Here is a 22,890-nt window from a genome sequence, read left to right on the forward strand (position 1 = left end):
TTGGTGCTGTTGCCGGCAGAGCCAACGTCCGAAGATGCCACGCCGGTGGGGTGAATATCATTCGGTGAGAGGCTCATCCACGGTTGATACAACCCTACCCCTATCTGAAATAACTGTAAAGCATTTCAGTTATTTCACCTGTGCACTGATAAAAGGGAGGGGCGGCGCCGGACCAAACCGGCGCCGCCCCTTACCGAAGCGTACAGCTCGCGAACGAGCTAACCCTCTCAACCCTAGCGGCCGGTACCACCGTACACGGTAGCCTCGCCCTCGGTGTCCAGGCCGAACGCGGTGTGCACCGCGCGAACGGCCTCATCCAGCTTGCTCAGCTCAGTAATCACCGAAATACGAATCTCAGAGGTCGAAATCATGTCGATGTTCACGCCCGCCGAGGACAGCGCCTCGAAGAAGGTGAACGAAACGCCGGGGTTGGTCTTCATGCCCGCGCCAACCAGCGACAGCTTGCCGACCGACTCGTTGTAAATAACCTCCTGGAAGCCCAGCTCAGCCTTGGCATCCTCCAGCGCCTTCAGCGCGGTGGGGCCCTGCGCCTGGTTCAGGGTGAAGGAAATATCGGTCACGCCGGGGCGGTCGGTGGGAACGTTCTGAACGATCATGTCCAGGTTTACCTTCGCCTCGTTAATCAGGCCGAACACCTTAGCGGCCGAACCGGGAACGTCCGGAACGCCAACAACGGTAATCTTTGCGCGGGTGCGATCGTGCGCGACACCGGAAATCAGGGGCTGCTCCAAGGGAATCTCCTTCAGATGAATGGGGGTCAGTTCCGCGGACTCCTCCGGAACCACGATAGTGCCTTCAAGGTCCGAGAACGAAGAACGCACGTGAAGCTTCAAGTTAAAACGACGAGCATACTCGACGCTACGCAGGTGCAGAATCTTTGCACCGTTCGCCGCCATCTCCAGCATTTCCTCGCTGGTGATGGTATCCAGCTTGTGCGCGGTCGGCACGATGCGCGGGTCGGCGGTGAACACGCCGTCCACGTCCGAGTAAATCTCGCACACATCGGCGTTCAGCGCGGCGGCCAGCGCAACGGCGGTCGTATCGGAACCGCCGCGGCCCAGGGTCGTAATGTCGCCGCTCTGACGGTTCATACCCTGGAAACCGGCCACAATCGCGATGTTGCCGGCCTCGACGGACTCACGGATGCGATCGGGGCGAACCTCCACGAGGCGCGCCGAACCGTGCACGCCGTCGGTAATCATGCCAGCCTGCGAACCGGTGAAGGACTGCGCCTTAGCGCCCAGGTCGTTAATGGCCATCGACAGGACGGCGGTCGAAATGCGTTCACCGGCGGTCAGCAGCATGTCCAGCTCACGCGAGGGAACGACATTGCTGGTGACCTCTGCGGCAAGGTCGAGCAACTCATCGGTGGTGTCGCCCATAGCGGACACCACGACGACCACATCGTTACCTGCCTTCTGAGTGTCCACGACGCGGCGGGCTACGCGCTTGACGCCCTCCGCATCCGCTACGGAGGAACCGCCGAACTTTTGGACGATCAGGCTCATAGAATTCTCCAGGTCTGTTATATCTGTGCCGCCGGCAGAGCGCCGGCTCCTCACCTATAGTAGACGGCGTTCAGGCCGGGCGGCTAACTTGCCAGCCGTATGTATTGACTCGTGGAATATTACCGAATGTTACGCGGGCCGTGGCGGGCCCGGGAGCGCGAACCCTACCGCGCACGTACTAGTGGTGGAAGGCTAGGTCCACGGGTTCACGTAAGTGACGCCCGGCAGCGGCGGAACGTCCGGCTTCGGGGTGCGTAACGGGGCGTTCTGAATCGAGCGGATGCGCTCCTCGTAGTCGGCGCTGCGGAACACCTCGTGAGCCTCCTCGGGCTCTTCGGGGTTCTCGGAGGCAACGGAGCCCTGGGAAACGGTGGGGTCCTCGGGGCTTTCGGACGTCTCAGGGTTTTCGGGTGTTTCGGCGTTCTTTGCTACGGGTTCCTTGGCGGTGGGTTCGGCCTCGGGGGCCTCAGCCTCGCCGTTTTCGGCGGCCGGAGCCTCCCCGCCGTCCTGCAGGACCCGCTCGATGAGCTGCTCATCCACCGTGGCCTGCACTCCGGCGGGCGCGGGAGCCTCACCGGCGGGAGCGCCCGGTGCCTCCAGGTCGTCGAACATGCTGGAGTTCCAGCGGCGGCGGCTCTGCTTCGCCTCCTCGGCACGCACCGCGGCGGCCTGCTCGCGCTCCTGTTCTTCCTCGCGGTTAGCCCGCTCAAAATCCTCGGCGGCGGTGTGAACCGCGGCGGTGCCCTCGCTGATCACGCGGCGACCCTCCAGCGCGCGACCCAGGGTGATTTCGTCGGCATACTCCAGATCGCCGCCCACCGGCAGGCCCGAGGCCAGGCGCGACAGGCGCACACCCAGCGGCACGAGCATGCGCGAGAGGTAGGTTGCGGTCGCCTCACCCTCAAGGTTCGGGTCCATCGCCAGAATAATCTCCTGGATACGCTCATCCGCCAGGCGGGATACCAGCTCGCGGATGCGCAACTGCTCCGGGCCCACGCCCGCCAGCGGGTTAATAGCCCCGCCGAGCACGTGGTAGCGGCCGGTGAAGGAACGGGTGCGCTCAATCGCCACTACATCCTTCGACTCCTCGACCACGCACAGCACCGACGGGTCGCGGCGCTCGTCGCGGCAGATGGGGCACAGCTTCGTCTCGGAGACGTTGCCGCACTCCTCGCAGAAGCTCACGCTGGTCTTCACCGTGGAAATCGCGTTGGCCAGGCGCGCCATATCGGCGGCGTCAGCGTTCAGGATGTGAAAAGCGATGCGCTGAGCCGACTTGGGGCCCACGCCGGGGAGGCGTCCGAGCTCGTCAATGAGGTTTTGTACTGCACCCTCGTACATGCTTCTCCAATCTGCCGTGGTCCGCGGTGAGTGTCTAGGATACTCCGCGTGGGGGCCGCTTCGGTACCAGTGTGGCCCAACTCCCTGACAGCTTAACGGGGATTCGGGCAGAAAAATGCCCGCCGGCGCCGAAAATTCCTGTCATTTTCGGCGCCGGCGGGTGCGTTGGACGCGTTGGGCGGCTCATCGGAACGACCGGCCAAAACGCGTGCCCTTGGGGGTCTAGCCCTGGTGCAGGGGGCGCTCGTCGATGACGGTGCCGCCGATGATCTTCTCGATGGCCCGCAGGCCGATGAAGGTGCTGTTTTCGACCTTCTCGTCGTCCTCCGAGATGTAGTCCTCCTCGGTCACGACGTGCACGGGCTTCGTGGGCACCACCTCGGATGAGGCGGGCTCGGCGGGAGGCTCGGGCTCGGTAACCGGTTCAGAAGCCGACTCATTGGCCGGCGCCGGGGCCAGAGGACCCGCCGCCAGAGGACCGGCGGCCAGGGGGCCTGCCGCTAGGGGGCCTGCCGCCAGAGGGCCTGCGGGCGCAATCGGCTCAGCCGCGGGAGCCGCCGCCTCGGGGGCCTCGGGCATTGCTTCAGCCGGTTCGTTGTAAGAGGGCTCCGCATCATAGGGCGGCTCGTCCTCGAACGGAGGCTCCTGCGCATCGCTACGACCGGGGGCCTCCTGCGGAACCCCGCTGCCGGAGGCCGCGAAGGAATCGCGCTCGCCAAAGCCGCCGGCCGGAGCATCCGTGCCGGGCTGAGAGAGCGGTCCTGCGTGGGGGCTCGGCTCAGGCTGGGTCGGGGGCACCTGCGCGGGGAAAGGCTCTGCAGGGGAGGGCTCCACGGCGGCCGCGGGCGCAGCCTCCTCGCTCTGCGGGATGGGTGCCACGTCCCAGGCGCCCAGGGGCGCATCCACGCTGGTGGCTGCCGGAGCCGCGGCGTCGTTCACCGGCTGACCGTGGCGACGCCACGCATCCTCACCGCCGCGGGGGCCTTCCGCCAGGGGCGCGGCGGGCTGCTGGGGAGCCGGTGCGGCGGGCTGAGCCTCCCGCTGGGGTGTAGGGGCGCCCGGCTTGAGGGGCTCTCCGGGCTTGACGACTTCGGCGTGAATCGTCACGGGGCCGCGCAGGAACTCGCTCACGCGGGCGGTCAGCTCGGGGACGTAGCCCTTGACCGCGCGCAGGGTTGCGATGTCGGCGCGCACGTAGAGCACGGTGCCCTCCATGCGGGCGGGGTAAACCTTCGCCAGCTGCTCCGCGGAACCCGGAACGCTCATTCGGTTAAGGATGGCACGCCAATTGCCCTGGACCGCCGCCAGCGGGTCATTCGGATTAAGCTTCAAAGGCGCTGAGGGCGTACCCTCCGGAGCGGCATCAGCTGCAGGGGAAGCCGGAGCATTAGGCGCCGCCGGGGTGGTACCCGCCAGGGGTGCACCGACCGGAGCGGCAGGAGTCCGAGTCGAAGGTGCCTGCGCTGCCGGGTCCAGGGGCGCAGAGCTAAGCGGACCGCCGGCCAGTGGGGGAGCACCCGCCCCAGCCCGCTGAGAGCCGCCCTGCTGAGGGGCTACCTGCTGCGCGGGCTGAGCCGCCTCCTGAACCGGGGCGCTAGGAGCCTGCGCGTTAGGCGCCTGAGTCTTAGGGGTCAGGCCTGCCGCAGCCATGCCCGCCGCACGCGCGGCCGACATGCCCGCCGGGGCCTGAGAACCAGCCTGAGAACCGGTCTGCACGCTTGCCGGGGCGGAACCACCGGCGGCCACGCGACGCTCCAACACCTGCAGGCGCGAGGCCAGCGCCGCAACCTCCGCGCCGTTCGCCGAGCCCTCCTCCACCGGCAGAAGCAGGCGGGCGCACAGCAACTCCAGCTGAAGCTGCGGGTTAGCGGTGCCCGTCATACCGTTCAGTGCATCGTTGACGGTTCCCGCCGCCAGGGTCAGTTCGCGCTCGGTCAGCGCCTGAGCCTGAGCGGCCAGGCGCTCCAGCTGATCCTGCGGAACGCCCTGCAGAATCTGCGCGGCCGATTGCGGAACGGCCTTCACCACAATCAAATCGCGCAGACGCTCCAGCAGATCCTCCACAAAACGGCGAGGATCCTGACCGGTTGCCACCACGCGAGACACCGCGCCAAACAGCGTTGACGCCTCCCTGGCGCCCAGCGCCTCTACGACCTCATCCAGCAACTGGGCGTGCGTGTAGCCCAGCAGGGCCACCGCAAGGTCGTACTCAATACCCTTCTCGGAGGACGCACCAGCCATCAGCTGATCAAGAATCGACAGCGAATCACGCACAGAGCCACCGCCGGCACGAATCACCAGCTGCAGCACGCCCGGCTCCACCGCCACCTGCTCCTGGTCGCACAGGGACTGCAGATACGGCAAAAGAACCTCCGGCGGCACCAGGCGGAACGGGTAGTGGTGGGTACGCGAACGAATCGTGCCCAGCACCTTATTCGGCTCGGTCGTCGCGAAGATGAACTTCACGTGCTCCGGCGGCTCCTCCACAATCTTCAGCAGGGCGTTAAAGCCCTCGCGGGTGACCATGTGGGCCTCGTCAATAATGAAAATCTTGTAGCGGTCACGCACCGGCGCCAGGGTCGCGCGCTCGCGCAGGTCACGGGCGTGGTCCACACCGCCGTGGCTCGCCGCGTCCATCTCAATCACGTCGAGGGAACCGCCGCCGTCACGCGAAAGCTCACGGCACGAATCGCATACGCCGCACGGGGTGGGGGTCGGGCCCTGCGCGCAGTTCAGGCAGCGCGCCAGAATACGGGCCGAGGTGGTCTTCCCGCAGCCACGCGGTCCGGAGAAAAGGTAGGCGTGGTTGACGCGGTTCTTCTCCAGAGCCGTCATGAGGGGCACGGTAACCTGCTCCTGCCCGATGACCTCGGCGAAGGTCTCGGGGCGGTAACGACGATAAAGGGCAGTGCTCACGGCAACCTCTTAAGCTCGGGGATGCGGATAGGACAGTCCCTACTATTTTAGACGCTTTACCCCGCGCCCGAGCGGCCCGCCGTCACCGCCCGGCGAACCCCCGCCGGAGGTTCGGGTGCGGTGTTTGCACGGGCTCTGTTCAAGGGGGTGCGACGGGGTGCCGCGAGGATGCGCCGGCCCGCAACCACCGCGCGTTCGCCCCGAGTTCCCAACGCGCCAAAAATCCGGTACACTGGTTCTTGCCTCTTACGTGGCGTTATCTTGGAAAACTCCCCCAGGACCGGAAGGTAGCAAGGGTATTCGAGCTATGACGGGTGCGTAAGAGGTTTTTCTATGCCCGAAAACGGGTAACTAGATAGTCATGCACCCGTCATATGCACTACGTGCCCGCTCCGCTGGCGCTTCGCGGCTTCGAATCCGGATTTGATTCTTCGCTCGCTCGGAATCCTGGGTTTCAGCGGTTGCGTAGGAGGTTTTTCTATACCCCAAAATAGGTCTTTCTCCTGCGAGCATGCACCCGCCAAACCCAACTATAGTGTGCTTTCTATTACTTTTTCCCCGCTAGGCTTGCGCGGCATCATCAATCTGTAGTAGAGTCTTATTCGTTGCCTACGCAATGCGCAGGGAACATAGCTGGAGGATTCGCCTAGCGGCCTATGGCGCACGCCTGGAACGCGTGTTGGGTTAACAGCCCTCGGGGGTTCAAATCCCCCATCCTCCGCCACCGATCCCCGGTCTTAGACTCTAAGGCCGGGGATTTTTTGCGCCCTTGCTACTATTTCCTCAGAGCCCCTCGGGGTCCGTGCCGCCGGGCGTCCGAAAAACCTGCAGAAAGCACCACCATGATTTTCAAAAAAGTAGGCGACAGCCGCCCCTACCCCCAGCACGGCATGACCCACGCCGACTGGGGCGGTATCGCGCCGCAGCAGGTGCGTCTCGACACCCTCATCACCACCCAGAAGACCCTCAACCTTGAAACGCTCCTGGCCGAGGACTCCACCTTTTACGGCGACCTCTTCCCGCACGTGGTCAAATGGGGCGGCGAACTCTACCTGGAGGACGGTGTGCACCGCGCGCTCCGCAACGCCCTGCACCGCCGCGCCGTCATGTACGCGCGGGTGCTCGACCTGGACTCCATCTCCCCGGCGCTGTTGCCCGGGGCCCGCAACTAGGCGACGCCGGGCGGCTTTCCGAGCCCGGACCGCGCGGTTGCCCGCAGAACCGTACAACGCAGGTGCCGAGCCATTCTATGAACGGCTCGGCACCTGCGTTTTAAAGTTTCAACGTATATCTGCGCGACGGAACTCCGTCGAACACGCCACCGCGGTAGAAAGGGGCCTACGCGGCATCCTTCTGGACGGAGTCGTCCTGCGCGAGGGCCAACTGGGGCGCGAGTTCCTCGGAGTCCAGGCGTACCGGGTTGCCCTCGGTATCGAAGCGGGCGCCCAGACCCATCTGAATAAAGCGAATCGTGTTGAGGATCTGGTGCTCTCGGGTCTGCTCGTCCGGCGCGTCCTCGGTGCGTCCCGCGCTCGAAGAAAGCGAGCCGTGCACCAGCATCGCCAGCTCGCGGATATCGTTCTGCGGAATGTACTTCTCGGCGATGGCCGCCGAAAGGATGTTCGCCAGGACCATCTGCAACTCCTGCACGTGCTTGCCGAGCTTCGCGTAGGACTCGGGGGAGAGCATGGAGCGCATGGCCGGGCCCGGGGGCAGGTGGCGGCGCGCCAGGTCGTTGATCTGCAGGCGGATGTACACGGCCAGTTGGTCGATGGGGTTCTCGATGCCCTCCAGACCTTCGCGTAGCTCCTTGAGGAAGCGTCCGGTCTCGTCCAGGGCGTAGGCGACCAGCAGTTCACCCATGTCGGCGAAGTAGTTGTACACGGCGGTGCGGCCGATGCCCGCGTTCTTGGCGACGTCGGTCATGGTCAGGCCGGGCAGGCCTCGGGTGTAAAGAATCTCGCCAAAGGAGTTAAGGATGGCGCGCTTGGTGTTCTCGCGCTGGGCGGCGTTGGTGGCTGCAGAAATACGTGGCATAGTGACACCTTACCGCAGAATGTCAGCAAATGACGAATATATCGAATGTGTCACCAAGAAATTTGCATAATCCATGCGAATTTTCGCGTTTATGACAAAAACAAGCCCCTACAGGAACCCCAAACGCGTCGCCGTCGCCAAATCCGCACCCACCAACGACGCAATCGGATACCCCGTATGGCCACGCCCCGGAGTCACCTGCAGTAGCGTCCGCGCGCCGAGCGCCTCGTAGAAGGCGATGCCCTCCTGCGCCGCAATACGCGCCGACCAGCTACCCTCAGTGCTCGTCGCCATGCGCCGCCGAGCCGAAGGGGAACGCCCATCCAAAACACCCACGTGCCAGCTCATCAGCAGATGCGCATGCGAAGACGGGCTCAACGCCGCCCGCTCACGCACCCGCGTAGGTATGCCGTCAGCGCCGCCGCCACCGATGAAGGTGGCACCGCCACCGTGAAGCCAGTCAATATCGTGCGACAGCAGCTCATAGCTGAGGAACTCCGCACCACCCGAATAGCCCGCAAGCCAGACGCGGCTCATATCCACCCCGTACGCCAAGGAAATCTCCTCAATCAGGGCGCGAACCATCCTGCCGTTTGAGCGGGCACGAACCCACCAGTTATAGGTCAGCGGAGGCGCATAAGAATCGGTGTCGGTAAGGCGCGGCTCCCGCAGACTACCCGGCGACAGCACCGGCACCGACAGCATATTGAACTCAGCCGCCACCTGCGCCAGTTCGGCGCGCAGGGAAGAGCGGCGGCGCAGCAGGCGGCTTCCGGCGCGTGAGATGTGGTCGCCGTCGAAGTAGAGGAGCAGCCCGGGCGCCCGGCCGGTAGCGGGGTTGCTGAGCAGGTTGAGGTTATCCACGCGGTAGTAGATAGTGCGCCCTCGGTGCGAGAACGGGCGGTAACCCACAATTTCCGAGGAGGCGAGTACGAGCGGCTCAAATACCGTGGCGGCCGCTCGAACCAGGCGCGCCGCGCGGGGGAGGAGCGGATGCAACCGCGGAATGTGCGCGCTGAGCCGCCGCTGGTTGCGGTGGATCAGCGGACGACGCAGGCGGTGGCTCAACCTCTTCATGGCTCCATTGTAGGCAGAGCCTCGAAGCCGGACGCCACCTCTCGCCGCGGGCCGAGACGCCCCAGAGGCGCATGGCGCGGCTGCGCCCGAGCGTCCGAACTTTAGCGCGGGCGGCCCCCACCCTGCCCGGCGCACGGTATATGGGTACTATTAGAGAGGCTCGGGTGGCAGACGAGCCCACCGAACGCGGTCCACGTGCCGCATTTGAAGTTTACGGTGGTCAGCCCACCACACAACCACCACTAGAAACACAACGCATGAGAAAGAACCTGGGGAGAGTTATGGCTAAACCCGTTAGCGAGTCGAAGGCTCAGACGAGCACCGTGAAGGTGCCGTGGGCCGGTCGTCGCGGCTACTTTGATCTGTTGCTGGCTGCATCCTGCGTCATCCTGATTATCTCGAATATTGGCGCAACCAAGGGCGTGGAGTTCGGCCCGCTGCCCTTCGAGCTGCCTGTCATCGGTAACACCATCGTGACCGACGGCGGTTTCTTCCTCTTCCCCCTGGCCTACGTGATTGGCGACCTGCTCTCCGAGGTGTACGGCTTCAAGCGCGCTCGCCGCGCCATCGTGGCTTCCTTCGTGGCAGCCGCCTTTGCCGCCGTGTGCTTCCTAGTCATCATGTACCTGCCGGCCGCGGGATTCTACGAGAACCAGAAGTCCTTTGAGGCCGTTCTGGGTCCCGTGTGGCAGATTTACGCCGGTTCTCTGCTCGGTTACCTGTGCGGCCAGACCCTGAACGCCTGGGTGATGGTGTCCATGAAGAAGGCTACCAAGGGTCGTTTCCTGTGGCTGCGCATGATTGTCTCCACCCTGGTCGGAGAGCTGGTTGACACCTTGATTTTCTGCTCGATTGCGGCTCCGGTGCTCGGCATCGAGACCCCCGAGGCTTTCCTGAACTACGTGCTGGTCGGCTACGTCTACAAGTGCCTGGTTGAGGTTATCCTCATGCCCATTAGCTACCCGGTCATCGGCTGGTTTAAGCGTCACGAGCTGGAGTACGTGGCCTAGCCCCGACACCGGACTGACGCACGGGGCCGCTCGATCGTTTTGCTCGGGCGGCCTTCCCCTATTCACACTTCATTTTTCGATACACAGCATTCCTAACGAAAGCGACACGTTATGTCTACACTGCGGGAGAATACCTCTGAGCAGTCGAAGGGCGACTCCCTGAGCCGTTCCCTGTCCCACGGTCAGCTGACCATGATTGCGATGGGCTTGGCGCTGGGTACGGGTCTGTTCCTGGGCTCATCCTCCGCGATTAAGATTGCGGGCCCGGGCGCTATTGTCTCCTACGCTATTGGTTCGATGATTGCGGCAATTATCGCCGCCTGCGCGGGCGAGATGTCCGTGCGCCACCCGGTTCAGGGCGGTTTCGGAACGATTGCGAGCCGCTACCTGAACCCCTTTAGCGGCTACATCACCCGCTGGGCCTATTGGGCCTGCACCGTGCCGCTGGCCGGTGCCGAGCTGGTGGCCGTGGGTCATTACGTGGCGTTCTGGTTCCCGCAGATTCCCCTGTGGGCTTCGGTGACGTTCTTCGGCGTGCTGATTCTGGTGCTGAACCTGGTGAGCGTGAAGTCCTTCGGCGCGTTGGAGTTCCTGCTCTCCTCGATTAAGGTATCCGCGGTCATCGTGTTCATGGTGATTGGCCTGTTGCTGGTGTTCGTGGGCCTGCCGAACCATGGCGCTGCGGGCGTGCAGAACCTTGTCAACGACGGCGGTTTCCTGCCGAACGGCCCCATGTCGATCTGGATTTCGATGGCCGTGGTCATGTTCTCCTTCGGCGGTGTTGAGATGATTTCGCTCTCCGCCGCGGAGGCGAAGGATCCCGCCCGCTCGGTGGCCTCCAGCGTGAAGGCGATGATTTGGCGTCTGTCCACCTTCTACGTGGTGTCCATGGCGATTATTCTGTGCCTGGTGCCGTGGCAGACGGCGGCTCAGAACTCTGAGCTGACCGAGTCCCCCTTCGTGATGGTCTTCTCAGAGATGGGTATTCCCTTCGCAGCCGACATCATGAACTTCGTGGTGCTGGTGGCAGCCCTGTCGGGTGCGAACGCCTCGCTGTACGCGGCAACCCGTCTGATGCACGCCCTGGGTGCCGATAAGATGGCCCCCTCGGTTGCGGCCCGCACGACCTCCCGCGGCGTGCCGATGGTGGCCCTGCTGATTTCCTTCACCGGCGTTGTCGTGGCGACCGTGATGGCCGTGGCCAAGATCGGTAACATCTTTGCCCTGCTGATGGCCCTGGTGACCCTGTGCATACTGATTGTGTGGATTATGATTCTGCTGACCTACCAGGCCTACAAGAAGGACCAGGGGGATGCCTCCTCCTTCACGGTGCTGGGCGGCCGCTTGACGGCGGGGCTGGCCCTGGTGGGCGTGCTGGGCACCCTGGTGGCCCTGTTCATGCTGGACGGCTCGGGCGTGCAGGAATCCATCATGGTGGGCGTGGTCTTCTTCGTGCTGATTTCTATCGGCTACGTGATTGCCTCGCGCCGCCTGGGCGGGTTCAAGCGCCCCGACCTGGATGCAATGCACGAGGCCGAGGAGCTACAGGCCCGAGCCACCGAGTCTTAACCTAAAGTTGAAGTTATAGGATGGGGCGTCGCGGGCAAGAGCCGCGGCGCCCCGTCGCATCCGGTAGCTCCCGCCTCTGCCGCAGGACGTGCGAACCGGCACCCGTACAATGGAATTATTCGCGCCCGCGACCCAGCGGTTTTGACTCCTCGGTTTCTGCAGCGCGAGCACACAGCACACATCACGCCCTCGGGCGTACTAAAGGAAGGCACAGCCGTGTCCCACAATGACAGCACCCGCGGCCCCGTCGCCGCGGGAACCGCCGAGCCTCGAACCCTTAAGCGTTCCCTGTCCCACGGGCAGATGACCATGATCGTGATGGGTTCGGCTCTCGGCACCGGCCTTTTCCTGGGGTCGGGCACCGCGATTGCCATGGCCGGCCCCGCGGTTATTCTGACCTACGCCATCGGTTCGGCGCTCGCTTCGGTGATTGGCGCGGCGACCGGTGAAATGGCGATTCGCTACCCGGTGCGTGGCGGCTTCGGCACGATCGCGACCCGTTACCTGGGGCCCTTCGCGGGATTCCTGACGCGCATCGCCTACTGGACGGCGACGGTGCTGATTGCCGGCGTGGAGCTCGTGTCGGTGGCGACCTACCTGAGTTATTGGTGGCCGCAGCTGCCGCTGTGGGTGGGCATCGCGGCATTCGGCGCGGCGCTGATTGTGCTGAACCTGACGAGCGTGAAGTCCTTCGGCATGCTGGAGTTCTTCCTCTCCTCGATCAAGGTCATTTCGATTGTGGCCTTCCTGCTGGTGGGCCTGTGCCTGATTTTCTTCGGCCTGCCCGGCCACGCCGCGGTGGGTACCGCAAACCTCTTCAATGACGGCGGTTTCATGCCTAACGGCCCGGAGTCGGTGTGGCTGTCGCTGGCCGTGGTGATGTTCTCCTTCGGCGGTATTGAGATGATCTCGATCTCTGCTGCGGAGGCGAAGGATCCCTCCCGTTCGGTGCGTTCCTCGGCGAAGGCGATGATGATTCGCCTGGCGACCTTCTACGTGCTGGCCGTGCTGATTGTGGTGGCCGTTATTCCGTGGCGTTCGGCATCGGGCCTGGGCGACGCTGTGGATGCTTCCCCGTTCGTTCTGGTCTTTGAACAGCTGGGCGTGCACGGCGTGGCGCACTTCGTGAACTTTGTGGTTCTGATTGCGGCCCTGTCGAGCGCGAACGCGAACCTGTACGCCGGCGCGCGTCTGCTGCACTCCCTGGCGGTTGACGGTATGGCTCCTCGACCGCTGGCCGGGGTGAACCGCGCGGGTGTGCCTGCGCGTGCCGTGTGGCTGTCGACCAGCGGCATGGTGATTGCTATTCTGCTGGCGCTGTACAGCCCCAAGGAGGCGTTCCTCTCCATGATTTTTGTGATTATGGTGTGCGCGCTGACCGTGTGGGTTCTGATTCTTTTCGCCTACATCGTGTACAAGCGCGTTGAGCCCGCCGCGCACGGGTTCCGCCTGTGGGGTGGACGCTTCACCGCCGGCGTGGGTATTGTGTTGCTTTTCGCTGTGTGGGTGGCGCTCTTTAGGGTGCGCGGATCCGCGATTCCCTCCGTGGTGGGCGTGGGCTACTTCGTGGTGCTGAGCGTGCTGTACTTCGCTCGTATCCGTCACAGCCACACGATTGACGACCAGACGTTTGCGGAGGCGCAGCGGGCGACGGAGGGCTACGACGCGGCGCAGCACGACGCCGACCACGCCCTCGAAACCGCGGCAAAGCTGGGACGCTAACCCCCTCGCGGTTCTCCCGCGGCGCGAACGTCAAGAAACGAAAAATACGGAAGATTAAGGCTTCTGCCGTAATATAACCGTAAAAATAACGCAGGCCCTCGAAAGAGGTCTATTATAAATAGTGAACCGTATGATCTTGTATGCGTTCAAATGTCTGTGTGTTGGATGAGGCCTGAAAGCATCGTAGCTTTCGGGCCTCATCGTTTTAATTCGAGCCAATATTTTTAGTAGTGAAATTTCCGAAGAACATAGATTTTAATGTAAATATGTGTTTATGTGTGAATTTTCCGGAGTATTTCCGAAAGGAGTAGAGTTAAAGCCATGCAAAGCCACGAAAACCCTCAGAAAACCACTTCTGCGGCCGGCGCCTCCGCCGCCACGACCGCGGCCGATGAGCTGACCGTGTACGTCCCCGCCCGCTGGGGCGACATGGACGCCTACGGACACGTCAACAACGTTGCCATGCTCTCGATCATGGAGGAGGCCCGCGTGGCCCTCTTCGGCCCGCCGCCTTCCTCGGGACAGAAACCGACCGTGGCACCCAACCCGCCCATCCCGCTCTTCGACCTGGTGCCCGAGGGCGTTCAGGCCCTCATCGCCGAGCACGGCATCCGCTACCTCGCGCAGCTGCCCTACACCGGTGAGCCCGTGCCTGTACGTGCACGCGTGGAAAAGGTGAGCGCCGCATCCGTGCGTATCGGCTACTCGATTATCTCCCCGGTGGATCAGCGCGAGTGCGTGCGCGCCTTCACCGTGCTGGCCTTCTGGGACTCCGTGGCGGGGCGACTGACTCGACTCAGCCCCGAGCAGCGAGAGCTGCTCAAGTCCTTCCTGCCGAAGGAATAAACGCGGGAGGGTACGGGCCTGCGCAGCCCGGATGGCTTGCGCGCAGGCCCGTATTCAGGCGGTGTTCACGGGAAACGCGTATGCTTAAGGTACCTTCTGCAAAGGGTGCAAAAGGTACAGCCCAGGAGAGAACAATGTCGTTTCACCACACTCAGGTAGCCCCCGCAGGCTGGGGTCGCCGCACCGTGCGCGCCACCGGATGCGCCGCCGTCCTACTCCTCGCCCTGACCGGATGCTTCGGTGGCTCCCAGAGCACCGCCGAGTCCTCCCCGAACCCCACCGCCACGGCCTCACCCACCCGCCACCCGCTGCCTTCCTCCACGGCCACGCCGACTCCGAACACGCCGACGCCGCACGCAACGACCAGGCCGACCGTCACGGAAACTACGGCCCCCGCCTCAACCGCTGATTCCGTCCCCTCCGCATCCTCGGCGGTTGCTGAGACAAAGGCAACCCCCGTCGCGGATGCCAGCCCCGCCGCCGCTGAGACGCCGCGCGCGCCCGAGAAGGTGGAGGCCGAACGCGCCTCCGCCGGCGAGCGCTGCGGGCACATTGGCCGCAAGGGCTACCTGAAGACCGGCGCGGAAATCATGGTGCTGCGCGGCACCGTGGACTGCGCCCACGCCCTGGACGTGCTGACCGAATACGTCACCACCCCGCGAGCCGACGACAACCTGACTCAGAACCAGATCGCGAAGGTCCAGGACGCCACCTGCTACTGGAACCCGCAGTACGAGATGGTCGAAAACCGCCGCGAAGATCGCGGCGCCCCCGAGTGCACCATCGGTGAGGACACCGCCTTCGTGGCTCGCCTGCAGAACCCGGACGCCCCCGAGATCCCGTTCCTCATGGAGCCTGCCCGCTACGATTCCGGTGCCGGCTACTACCGCTTCAAGAGCTACGACGAGCGGACTGTCTGCGAGCTGAACCCCGCCGAATCCACCCTGACCTGCGAGCGTCGTCTGGGCGGTCAGCTCACCGACGGTAACGGCGCGGTGGGTCGTACCTTCTCGGCACCGGTGCGCGTCACCCGCATGAACTTTGCCACGGGAGCCTACGACGAGCGCGTGGAGGATGTCGCCCCCGCGACCCTGCACGCCGAGAGCACGACCGCGAACACGCTCATGCTGCGACCGAATAACGTGACGGTGTTCCCCACCGGTTCCGGCAAGCAGATTACCTGCTACGGTGAGCCGGAGGAGGGCGTGATGACCTGCCACGACGGCGGAACCTACTCGGTGCCCATTGGCGGCGGCCAGTTCTAGGTCGGAGTGAGATCCCGGGCGTGACGAATCGCGGAGGGGGCTCCCCGCAATGACGGGGAGCCCCCTCCGCCCATACATAGCTTGTGGAGGTGCGGCATAGCCCCCGCACAGGCGGCGTTCTAGAATGGTTAAGGAACCCGGAACCAAAGACGCAGAAAGGTCACCATGCAACCGGCACAGACCCCTCACCCGCATCGCCGGACGAAACGCTACGCCCCCGCAGCCCTTGGCGCGACGCTCCTGCTCGCCCTCGCGGCCTGCTCCGGAGGCGGCGGAACCTCGGCCTCGCCGAGCACCACCGCGACCCCCAGCCCCAGCGCGACGAGCGCGAAGGCAACTCCCACCCCCAGCCCCACTCGCACCGTGACCGTCACAGAAACCACCCCGACCCCCGGAACGGTGCAGACCGCGACCGCGGAGGCGACCGTCACCCCGGGCACCATCACGACCGCAAGCGCTACGGCTACCGCGAGCGCGCAGACCGGCGGTCAGGCTCAGGCTTCTTCGACGGCCCGAGCTTCTTCGGCCCCCTCGAGCACCGCCTCGCTCTCCTCCTCCGAGGTGAAGTCCGCGGGAGGCACCTGCGGCACCCTGGAGGCCACCGGATACCTGAAGCACGACGCCACGATTCAGGTGGCTTCGGGCGCGGTGGATTGCCTCTTCGCCAAGGAACTGATTCGCCAGTTCGTAGTACAGAACCCCGCCGAGGTCACCGACAAGGCCAATGGCGAGCGTACCGTCATGTCGGCACGCTGCTACTGGAAGCCGGGCGACGGCGTGGACCGCGCGACCCCCGAGTGCGTGTCCCTGGACGGTGGTAACACCGTCATCACCGCGAAGCTGACCAACTAGCCGGCATCTCAAAGCCCGCGCGATTCAAGAGACGGACCCTACAACACGAGCGCCGCGCTGACGATTGAATCGTCAGCGCGGCGCTCATGTTATTTCGAGAAGCCCGTGCGGTGGGGTCTACGCCTCGCCGCGGGTGGCGAGCACGTCGTCCAGGCGGGCGAAGGTCGAACGCCAGGTGGTGCGCACCTCCTCGTGAACCGAGGGAGGCATGGGGCCAATCTCCACGACGATACGGGTTCCGGACCCCACGCCGTCGGCGGTAATCACGGTCTCGGGGAAGAAACGGTGACGCTGGTAGACCAGCACGCTGCCGGGGTTGCCCAGGTGATCGGGCAGCTGCTCGGCGTACTCAATCTCCTTGAAGGGCTCGATGGCCAGAAAGCGGCTCTGCAGGATGCAAGACACCGAGGGGTCCACCTCGTTGATCATGGACAGGCGCTGCATGCCGCCCACCACGGGTTCAAGCACCACGTCGGTGGGGCGCACGTGCCAGCCGGCCGGGCCGTACCAACGGACCAGCAGCTCGGGGTCCATGTACGCGCCGAAGACGTCTTCGATGGGTGCGGCAATCTCGTGGTCGAAGACGAGGAGCTCCTCGTCGGGGACGCGGGTGATGCTCATGGTTTTCTCCTGATGAGGTCGTGGGCTGTGCGGTCGGCGGGCTTAGGGCTTCTTACCGGAGTAGTAGTTACCGAGGAACTCGTCGCGGTACTCGAAGTAGGTGCCGTCCTTGATGGCCTCGCGGGCGTCGTCCACCATGCGCACGATGAAACGCTCATTGTGGATGGAGGCGAGGGTCGCCGCCAGGCGCTCGTCGGCCTTGAAGAGGTGACGCAGGTAGGCGCGGGTGTAGTGGGTGCAGGTGTAGCAGTCGCAGCCCTCGTAGATGGGCGAGAAGTCCGCCTTGAAGCGCGCGTTGGTGATGTTGTAGCGGCCGGTGGGGGAGTAGACGGCGGCGTTGCGTGCCACGCGGGTGGGGGAGACGCAGTCGAAGGTGTCTACACCGTTTTCGATGCCGACGAAGATGTCGTCGGGTTCGGAGATGCCGAGCAGGTGGCGGGGCTTGGATTCGGGCAGCTCTTCGGCGCACCAGCGCACGATGGTGCCGAGGTTTTCCTTCTCGAGCGCACCACCGATGCCGAAGCCGTCGAAGGGCATGGAGCCCAGATCCTGGCATGCCTTGCGGCGCAGGTCCTCGTACTGTGCACCCTGAATGACGCCGAACAGCGCCTGGTAGGGCTTGCCCACGCGCTCAGTGGTCAGGCGCTGGTGCTCGGCGATGCAGCGCAGCGCCCACAGGCGGGTGCGTTCGAGCGCCTCCTCCTGGTAGCCGCGGGAGTTGTAGAGGGTGGTCAGCTCGTCGAAGGCGAACATGACGTCGGCACCGATCTGGTGCTGAACCTGCATGGACACCTCGGGGGTGAAGCGGTGAATCGAGCCGTCAATGTGCGACTTGAAGTTCACGCCGTCGTCGTCAATGTGGGCGAGGCGTTCCTTGCCCTTCGCCACGTCGTCGTCGCCGAGGGGGCGGCCGTCGGCGCCCTTAGCGTCCGCGACGGTACCCATGTCGATTACCTTCTTGAAGCCGGAGCCCAGGCTCATGACCTGGAAGCCGCCGGAGTCGGTGAAGGTGGGGCCGTCCCAGTTCATGAATGCGCCCAGGCCGCCTGCCGCATCCAGGATTTCGGGGCCGGGCTGCAGGTACAGGTGGTAGGCGTTGGAGAGCAGAGCCTGAGCGCCGAGCTCCTTCATGGATTCGGGCAGGACCGCCTTGACGGTTGCCTTGGTGCCCACGGGGGTGAAGGCGGGGGTCTGGATCTGTCCGTGCGGGGTGGTGATAACACCGGTGCGTCCGCGGAACTGTCCGCCGTTGGCTTCCACACGTTCAACGCTGGGGGAGGCGGTGTCCGCCAGGCGGCTGGTGATGGTGAAGCCAAAGTCCTCGGTGGGGAAAGAGTTATCTAGAACGCTCATTCTTCTCTCGATTGTTTGCTTTCCGTCTGAATGTCTACACCTTAGCCTACCGGAAAACCCCGCCTCTCTTGCCGGAGGCGGGGTTCACGAGAATTTAGCTGAGAGTAGCTGATCTTAGCCTGCGAAGTCGCCGAGCATATCCACGGTCGGCACGAAGAAGAGGGTGCCGGTCACCGCGGTGCTGAAATCCAGCAGGCGGTCGTAGTTGGCGCCATCCACTCCCATGAACATGTTCTTCAGCATCTTCTGAACGGTCGAGAAGGTGCTGGCGTAGCAGATGAAGTAGGTGCCCAGCTCGTTGTTACCCACGGTGCCGAAGGGCATGTTGTCGCGAATAACCTTGAAATCGTCACCGATATTGGCGATAGCGGAGTGCGAGTTGGCGGGCTTTTCGTCCTCGCTCATCTCAATGTCGTCCTGCTTGGAACGGCCAATGACCTTCTCCTGCTCGGAGACAGGCAGGGCGTTCCACGCGGTCATGTCGTGGATGTACTTCTGCACGAACTGGTAGCTGCCGCCCCTGTACATGGGGTCGCTGTCACCGATGAGACCGAAGTATTCACGTGCCGCGGGGGTCTGCGGGTTCTCGGTGCCGTCCACAAAACCGATGATGGCGCGGCCATCCCAGTAGCGGAAGCCGTGCACCTCTTCGAGTACCTCGGCTACATCGCGCAGAGCCGCGGTAATAGCGGAGGCCATATCGTAGGCGACGGACGGCTGGGTCGCACGGATGTGGAAGTGCAAATCGCCGGGAGTGGACACCGCGGTGTGCTTGGGGCCCCTAATCTCCTCGAAGTCCACAAGCTCCTGCGGCAGCGGCTTGGGCAGATCCAGGGTCAGCCACGCGCTGTGGCTGATACCCAGCACAATGCTGGCGTTCTCGGACGAGTAGCGGTTCGCGGCGGTGTGGTTGAGGTTAATGACGAGCCCGCAGAGGTTCTGGAACCCCTCAATGAGCGCATCCTGGCTGAGGCCTTCCTTGAACTTCCACACCATGAAAATGGTGTTAGCGTTCGGGCTGGCAGTGACCTGTTGTGATTCTGAAGCAAGCATAAAATTCACCGTACGCCCGCGCGCACGCCCCCGCAATGAACCCAGCCCTAACATACCGCCCGGTCTCTAGTAGCCGCGGTGCGAAGCGATATCGCGAGCATGGGCCAGGCGCGCGGCGGTCTCGAGAATAATCCAGGCCTGCAGCTGCGTGGAGAACTCTACGGGCACGCCGGGCTTGAGCGCCTCGCTCGTGGCCTGCGTGAAGCGCGGGGAGAACTGCACGAGCGCCCGACCGCGAATCTCGTTGGGGTCGATGCCCAGCTCGTTCATCGGCAGGTTCGGGTCGAATTCGCGGCGGCCCTCCCACAGGGCGCGGGCGGTCGAGTAGATAAGGCTGGAGGCCAGGGCGCGGGCCTCGTCGCTCAGCAGGGGCGAGGATGCCGCCATGCCCAGGTAGCGCACCAGGATACCGGTGAAGAGGCCGCCATCGCCGTCGCCGTGCGAGATGAGGATGCGGCGGCGCGCTCCGGAGACAAATTCGACCTCCTCGGTCATGTGCTTCACGATGCCCACAATAAGGCGCTCCGCACGCTCGATAGGGTCCACCTCGCAGGGCACGCCGGAGGCGGCCAGGGTTAGCAGGGCACCCAGTGCGGTGCCCTGGTTGTAGGTGTACTCGCCGCGTTCGAGCTCGTACTCCTCGCCGCGAACGTTCACGCCGTCCATATAGAGCGAACGTTCTGCGTCCCAGAGGGTTGCGTTCATCCAGTCAATGAGGGCGGCGGCGGTGTGCGGGTCACCCGCGCGAGCGTATGCGATAGCTGCCGGTGCGGTGGCCGCGGCGTTCACGAAGTCGCGCTTGGACTTGCGCCAGCTCATGCCTCCGCCGGGCGCGAAGCCCTTGGCGAGCTGCTCGAAGAGGGCGGCCCCGGCGTCCTGTGCGGCCACGTCGTTTGCGCCGGTCAGCTCAATCGAGAAGGAGTTCATGCGGCCCACCGCGAGGGTCAGCCAGGCCATGTCGTCAAAGTAGTCGTTGGCGTAGCGGCCAAGGTTGCGCACGTTGATGCCGCGCAGCAGCGCGCGGGCACGGTGCAGCTGCTCCTGAGCCTCAGTGATGCGACCCTCGCGCAGGTGGCGCTGGCCGGCGTCGATGATGCACTCGAGCAGGTGGGCCTGCCACCAGTAGTGCCACGTGTTCAGGCGCTGGCTCAGCGGGCGGGGGTCGGGTACCTGAATGGATCCGATGAGCGCTCCGGGCACGCCGAGGATGCGGTGCACGAAGGTGTCGGTGACGCTGACGGCTGCGGCCTCGGCGTGGGAGGAGGTGCGTTCCGCGTACTCGCTCATAGATGCCGGGGAGTGCGCGGTGTGGGAAGACGGCTGGGAATTCACGGTGCCCTCTATATGTGTACGGTGAAGTCTTACTTCTGCATTATCGCATTTTTTGGTGCCGGGTCATCACCGGTCCCTCCGGGGGTTCAGCTTGCCTCCCACACCGCGCTGTTCTTGATCTCCCATGCACTTAATGTGCGACCGCTACGCAGGCTGATGGGCTCGCCGGTGATGGGATGTTCGAAGCTCAAAGTGTAGGCCAGCAGTTGCAGCGGGCGCTCGGGGCGGTCGGGTCCGTCGGGGAGCACACGCGGGTAGAGTACGTCCCCAAGAATCGGGGCGCCCAGCAGGTTCAGGTGCGCTCGCAGCTGATGGGTCTTACCGGTGTGCGGGGCGAGGTCGTAGAGGCCCCACGGGCGACCGGATTCGACGCCCCAGGCCTCGGCCTCGGCCGGGTTGGGGGTGAAGGTTTCCAGGATGCGCGCGGTGGTGAGGGTGTTCGGCTCCACGCCCCGCGCCACGCACTCCGTCTCTGAGAGCTGCCGGACCTGCAACACGTCGCGCACCTTCTGAATGTGTGAACGCACCCGCAGCCCCTCCGTGCTCAGGGCTTGTTCGGCGGCGGTGGGGTCGGCGGGCACCGGGGCCACAGCGCGGTAGGTCTTCGATACCAGGCGGTGCTGGAACATCATCTGGAAGGGGCGGCGCGCCTGAACGGTTTTGGCGAAGAGTAACACCCCGGCGGTGGGGCGGTCGAGTCGGTGAATTGGGATGAGCAGCGGGTTGCCCTCGCGCACGCGTAGCTTGGTCAGCGCGGTCTGCGCGATATAGGAACCGCGCGGGGTGGTGGGCAGAAAGTGGGGTTTGTCGATGGCCAGCACGTGCTCGTCCTCGTAGAGTACCGGCATGTCGGAGGGGAGTTCGGGCTCATCGGCGAGCTCGCGGAAGTACCAGATGCGCTCGCCGGGCGCGTAGGGGCTGGAGGCGGTCAGCACCGTGCCGTCATCCAGGCGCACCTCGCCGGTTTCGAAGCGGGAGTGAATAATCTGCGGGTCGTTCGGGTAGAAGCGCGCGATGAGGTAGTCGGCAATCGTGGCGGGGGCGCGTCCGCCGGGGGAGAGTTCCTCCGGGAGCTCCTCGGGGTGGGGGAGCATGAGCTGGATGGGGTCGATGCCGTTCTTCTGCGCCAGCGGAGGGGCCAGCAGGCGGCGATGCGTGCGGCGGGCGGGCTTGGCGTGCTGCGCGGAGGTTTCCTGCACAGAGGTGATCCGGGTGGAGGTGCTCAGCTCCGGGGTGTTACGGGCCCTCGGCGTGTCGCGGTGGGAATCGTGGGTGGGCATGGCTCTACTGTACCGGTTGGTGCGGCGGCCTAGAGGAATCGCAGATTTATCTGACACTCATCTGTTCTTGTGGGAATAGGTGGGGATAAAAACGAAATACTCACACATTTTTGAAAATATTCGGGATTTAATTTAAAAAAATAAAGCTAATTTTACAAAAACAAATGAATATATACGTTATTTTCGAAAACCCTGTCAAACCATCAATAATAAATACTTCATTTAGAGTATATAGCCCGTTGCAGATTAAAAGATGTGAAGCGTATAGAGACCTGGTAGGCTGAATAGCCTACGTCATAAATACTTTTAAAAAGGCTGAGAAGCGCATTAAAGCGTTACGATTAAGACACAGAAGTTCGAAAAATCGAACGAAGGGGTCGAAATGGGACAGAAACAGCGTAAGGAAGCAGAGATTAAGGGAACTCCCCCGGTTGCACCGGTGCAATCTGACACTTCACACGCACCTCAAGGCACAGTCGCCGAGGCTAAAGTTTCTGCGCCGTTCACCGAACAGGGCGCAGAACACCGCACCGCGGGTGCGTTGCGAATGGAACCGCACGAGCGTGAAGAGCAGATTCTTCAGGTGGCTTCGGAACACTTTGCGCGCAAGGGCGTGCTCGGCGCGTCCATGAGCGCCATCGCCCGCGATGCGGGCATCACCCGCGCGCTGCTCTACCACTACTTCCCCGGCAAGGACTCGCTCGCCGCGGCGGTCACCCGCCGCGAGGCCAAGGCGGTTCTCGAGGCGTTGGGCGAGCATCACGAGAACCCCGAAGAGGCTCTGCGCAATGCACTGCGCACGTACTTCCTCGTGGTGGCGGGCGTCCCCACCCCCGGCGGTGAGGACTTCCCCAATAACCCCACGGACTACCTCGAATGGATGCTCAAGCGTACCGGCATGCCGATTAACGACCGCACCCGCGTCATTCTCGGCGGCTGGTTGCAGCTCGTGGATTACTTCGCCCTGCACGTGGTGCAGCTCAACCCCCGCGACCAGCGCACCGTGCGCACCCGCGGTCTGGGGCTGGAAGAAGCCATTGACCTGTGCCTGGGTGCCGTCGATACCCTCACCGGAGGCTACTAGCCT

The 22,890-nt window shown here is 64.0% G+C and carries 18 protein-coding genes, 1 tRNA gene and 1 other RNA gene; 10 read left to right on the top strand and 10 right to left on the bottom strand.

What is annotated here, in order from left to right; genetic code table 11:
- Positions 1 to 233: 233 nt before the first annotated feature.
- From HMPREF2944_RS01280 to HMPREF2944_RS01290, 3 genes are all read right to left on the bottom strand, one after another.
- Positions 234 to 1,529, bottom strand: coding sequence for an aspartate kinase (locus tag HMPREF2944_RS01280; protein ID WP_049333969.1), 1,296 nt, complete (start codon positions 1,527 to 1,529; stop codon positions 234 to 236).
- Between the two features lie 192 nt (positions 1,530 to 1,721).
- Positions 1,722 to 2,870 (bottom strand): recombination mediator RecR, encoded by a 1,149-nt coding sequence (gene recR, locus HMPREF2944_RS01285; protein ID WP_070679704.1) that lies wholly within the window; start codon positions 2,868 to 2,870, stop codon positions 1,722 to 1,724.
- Between the two features lie 222 nt (positions 2,871 to 3,092).
- On the bottom strand, positions 3,093 to 5,786 hold the full coding sequence (locus HMPREF2944_RS01290; RefSeq protein WP_070679706.1) for a DNA polymerase III subunit gamma and tau: 2,694 nt from the start codon (positions 5,784 to 5,786) through the stop codon (positions 3,093 to 3,095).
- A 237-nt stretch (positions 5,787 to 6,023) separates the two neighbouring features.
- Between HMPREF2944_RS01290 and ffs the strand changes: the two genes are divergently transcribed.
- From ffs to HMPREF2944_RS01305, 3 genes are all read left to right on the top strand, one after another.
- An RNA gene (gene ffs, locus HMPREF2944_RS01295) (signal recognition particle sRNA small type) lies at positions 6,024 to 6,120 on the top strand.
- Between the two features lie 301 nt (positions 6,121 to 6,421).
- Positions 6,422 to 6,510, top strand: a tRNA-Ser gene (locus tag HMPREF2944_RS01300).
- Positions 6,511 to 6,628: 118 nt separating this feature from the next.
- Positions 6,629 to 6,958, top strand: coding sequence for a type II toxin-antitoxin system VapB family antitoxin (locus HMPREF2944_RS01305; RefSeq protein WP_049333972.1), 330 nt, complete (start codon positions 6,629 to 6,631; stop codon positions 6,956 to 6,958).
- 166 nt (positions 6,959 to 7,124) lie between these two features.
- Here HMPREF2944_RS01305 and HMPREF2944_RS01310 read toward each other — a convergent pair whose 3' ends face one another.
- Together HMPREF2944_RS01310 and HMPREF2944_RS01315 are read right to left on the bottom strand one after the other, a co-directional pair.
- A complete protein-coding gene (locus HMPREF2944_RS01310) occupies positions 7,125 to 7,823 on the bottom strand; it encodes a TetR/AcrR family transcriptional regulator (protein WP_070483339.1) in 699 nt (232 codons plus the stop codon).
- A gap of 108 nt (positions 7,824 to 7,931) precedes the next feature.
- The gene (locus HMPREF2944_RS01315; RefSeq protein ID WP_070679710.1) at positions 7,932 to 8,900 is read right to left on the bottom strand and encodes a hypothetical protein; all 969 of its coding nucleotides are present in this window, start codon (positions 8,898 to 8,900) and stop codon (positions 7,932 to 7,934) included.
- Positions 8,901 to 9,181: 281 nt separating this feature from the next.
- On the opposite strand from HMPREF2944_RS01315, the gene HMPREF2944_RS01320 reads away from it, so the two are divergent.
- The 6 genes from HMPREF2944_RS01320 (at position 9,182) to HMPREF2944_RS01345 (ending at position 16,164) form a co-directional block, all read left to right on the top strand.
- Positions 9,182 to 9,910 (top strand): queuosine precursor transporter, encoded by a 729-nt coding sequence (locus HMPREF2944_RS01320; protein ID WP_070679713.1) that lies wholly within the window; start codon positions 9,182 to 9,184, stop codon positions 9,908 to 9,910.
- Between the two features lie 111 nt (positions 9,911 to 10,021).
- Positions 10,022 to 11,479, top strand: coding sequence for an amino acid permease (locus HMPREF2944_RS01325; RefSeq protein ID WP_070679716.1), 1,458 nt, complete (start codon positions 10,022 to 10,024; stop codon positions 11,477 to 11,479).
- A gap of 216 nt (positions 11,480 to 11,695) precedes the next feature.
- Positions 11,696 to 13,201 (top strand): amino acid permease, encoded by a 1,506-nt coding sequence (locus HMPREF2944_RS01330; protein WP_049333977.1) that lies wholly within the window; start codon positions 11,696 to 11,698, stop codon positions 13,199 to 13,201.
- Positions 13,202 to 13,522: 321 nt separating this feature from the next.
- Positions 13,523 to 14,047 carry an acyl-CoA thioesterase gene (locus HMPREF2944_RS01335; protein ID WP_070679719.1) on the top strand — a complete coding sequence of 175 codons (525 nt, stop codon included), beginning with the start codon at positions 13,523 to 13,525 and terminating at the stop codon, positions 14,045 to 14,047.
- A 134-nt stretch (positions 14,048 to 14,181) separates the two neighbouring features.
- A complete protein-coding gene (locus HMPREF2944_RS01340) occupies positions 14,182 to 15,312 on the top strand; it encodes a phosphoglycerol transferase (RefSeq protein WP_070679722.1) in 1,131 nt (376 codons plus the stop codon).
- A gap of 165 nt (positions 15,313 to 15,477) precedes the next feature.
- Positions 15,478 to 16,164, top strand: coding sequence for a hypothetical protein (locus HMPREF2944_RS01345; RefSeq protein ID WP_070648306.1), 687 nt, complete (start codon positions 15,478 to 15,480; stop codon positions 16,162 to 16,164).
- 117 nt (positions 16,165 to 16,281) lie between these two features.
- Here HMPREF2944_RS01345 and HMPREF2944_RS01350 read toward each other — a convergent pair whose 3' ends face one another.
- The 5 genes from HMPREF2944_RS01350 to HMPREF2944_RS01370 all read right to left on the bottom strand — a co-directional run bounded on the left by HMPREF2944_RS01350 (position 16,282) and on the right by HMPREF2944_RS01370 (position 21,803).
- Entirely contained in the window at positions 16,282 to 16,785 is a 504-nt protein-coding gene (locus HMPREF2944_RS01350) for an SRPBCC family protein (protein ID WP_070483353.1), read from the bottom strand.
- A gap of 42 nt (positions 16,786 to 16,827) precedes the next feature.
- Positions 16,828 to 18,138 (bottom strand): tRNA guanosine(34) transglycosylase Tgt, encoded by a 1,311-nt coding sequence (tgt, locus tag HMPREF2944_RS01355; protein WP_070679725.1) that lies wholly within the window; start codon positions 18,136 to 18,138, stop codon positions 16,828 to 16,830.
- Positions 18,139 to 18,252: 114 nt separating this feature from the next.
- Positions 18,253 to 19,191 (bottom strand): Dyp-type peroxidase, encoded by a 939-nt coding sequence (locus tag HMPREF2944_RS01360; RefSeq protein WP_070679728.1) that lies wholly within the window; start codon positions 19,189 to 19,191, stop codon positions 18,253 to 18,255.
- A gap of 66 nt (positions 19,192 to 19,257) precedes the next feature.
- Positions 19,258 to 20,523, bottom strand: a complete 1,266-nt coding sequence (locus HMPREF2944_RS01365; protein WP_083313040.1) for a glycoside hydrolase family 76 protein — start codon at positions 20,521 to 20,523, stop codon at positions 19,258 to 19,260.
- 86 nt (positions 20,524 to 20,609) lie between these two features.
- On the bottom strand, positions 20,610 to 21,803 hold the full coding sequence (locus HMPREF2944_RS01370) for a pseudouridine synthase (RefSeq protein ID WP_083313041.1): 1,194 nt from the start codon (positions 21,801 to 21,803) through the stop codon (positions 20,610 to 20,612).
- 382 nt (positions 21,804 to 22,185) lie between these two features.
- Between HMPREF2944_RS01370 and HMPREF2944_RS01375 the strand changes: the two genes are divergently transcribed.
- Positions 22,186 to 22,887 (top strand): TetR/AcrR family transcriptional regulator, encoded by a 702-nt coding sequence (locus HMPREF2944_RS01375; protein ID WP_246826231.1) that lies wholly within the window; start codon positions 22,186 to 22,188, stop codon positions 22,885 to 22,887.
- The last annotated feature ends 3 nt before the right edge of the window (positions 22,888 to 22,890 follow it).

It is taken from the genome of Rothia sp. HMSC072E10, assembly GCF_001813965.1.
In the GTDB taxonomy this organism is placed as follows: domain Bacteria; phylum Actinomycetota; class Actinomycetes; order Actinomycetales; family Micrococcaceae; genus Rothia; species Rothia mucilaginosa_A.